The 1,379-nt window shown below is 52.8% G+C and carries 1 protein-coding gene; it reads right to left on the bottom strand.

All coding sequences use genetic code 11. The annotated features are described in order from the left end of the window. Positions 1-218 precede the first annotated feature (218 nt). Positions 219-1,202: a succinylglutamate desuccinylase/aspartoacylase family protein gene (locus tag AC0QH1_RS22010; RefSeq protein WP_324633484.1), complete on the bottom strand. Its 984-nt coding sequence runs from the start codon at positions 1,200-1,202 to the stop codon at positions 219-221. Positions 1,203-1,379: the final 177 nt, after the last annotated feature.

Here is a 1,379-nt window from a genome sequence, read left to right as displayed (position 1 = left end):
CACCCAATTCTCAATATAGTTTTGACGGCGGCTAAAGCCGCACGTTCGTTTTTCCTCCCCCGGCTAAAGCACGGGGGAGGAAAAACGTATCGGAGGTTATCATGAAAAATTTTTTCCATCCTTCTACCCACGCCGAATCGGGCAATGCCCTTTTCCACTTTTGGCAAGCGAGATTTGCGATCCGCAAGCCAGGGCGGCGAGTTTCGGCTCAAACCTCCTCAGAGGCTTTGTTTCCACAGGGAGACTTGCTCTGGCTTCAGTGCGGCTAAATTTAGAATGGCGTCTCCCTGGTTGACTAATGGGTTTTGCGTATGACCGATGACAATACCATTATAAGGAGCGGAAACTTTCACATTTTTATCCCCAAAAGCATCGCAGACCATTCCCAAAACCTGTTTTTTGTAAACCAACGTGCCGAGGGTGACTTCCAGATGCAAAATGCCACTGCGCGGCGATCGCACCCATTGCGTTTTTTGTACCGCTAATGACGGCGGCGCAGAAGGGGTCTCGGGAAACTGGTACATTCCCAGCATCTGCATCACCCGCCCAATGCCTTGCACCCCCACGGCGATCGCCTCCGCATCAAACCGCAACGCTTCCCCTCCTTCATAAAGCAAAATCGGAATGCCCTGCTGAGTTGCCGCCTGTCGCAAGGATCCGTCGCGGGTGGTGGCATGAACCATCAAGGGTGCCCCAAATGCCCGGGCACAGCGTTCCGTTTCCGGATCCAAAAGATTAGCGCGAATTTGTGGTAAATTCGTGCGGTTATGGGAAGCGGTATGCAAATCGATGCCGTGGGTGCAGCGCTTCACCACCTGCGCCATAAACAAATGCGCCAACCGCGACGCCAACGATCCGCGTGGAGAACCGGGAAACGACCGATTTAGGTCTCTTCGATCGGGCAAGTAACGCGATTGTTCGATAAATCCGAACACATTCACAATCGGCACCGCAATCAGCACCCCCGATAACCGTTGCGGCGAAATCTGTTGCAACACTTGGCGAATAATCTCTACCCCGTTGACTTCATCGCCGTGAATTGCCGCACTCAACCACAATCGCGGTCCGTCATGGGTGCCATTCACCACCGTCACGGGCAACGAGAGCATTGTTTGGGTGGGAAGTCGGGCAACTGGTAGCTCCAAGCGCCGCTTTTGTCCCGGTTCGACGATCGCTTCTGCAATTTTAATAGCACCTGACATCTTGGTGGCGTTTACTCCTGCTTTTCGCATTCACAAAACCGGCGATCGCGCTTCGCCGCCTTTATGTATAATAATGCATCCGCTCCTCTCGCCGAATGCATTAACTACCCCCCGCTCGGACCGGAAAATTTTTTCCCCAATCTGTTGACAAAAAAAAGGGGAATCGGGTAAGATGAA

The sequence above is a fragment of the Phormidium sp. CCY1219 genome (genome assembly GCF_055795085.1).
Note: the sequence above shows the minus strand (reverse complement) of the source record. Positions and strands in the feature narration are given on the sequence as shown.

Excerpts from the sequence above, each read along its gene's own strand:
- AC0QH1_RS22010 (WP_324633484.1), bottom strand. The coding sequence starts at position 1,202 with ATGTCAGGTGCTATTAAAATTGCAGAAGCGATCGTCGAACCGGGACAA.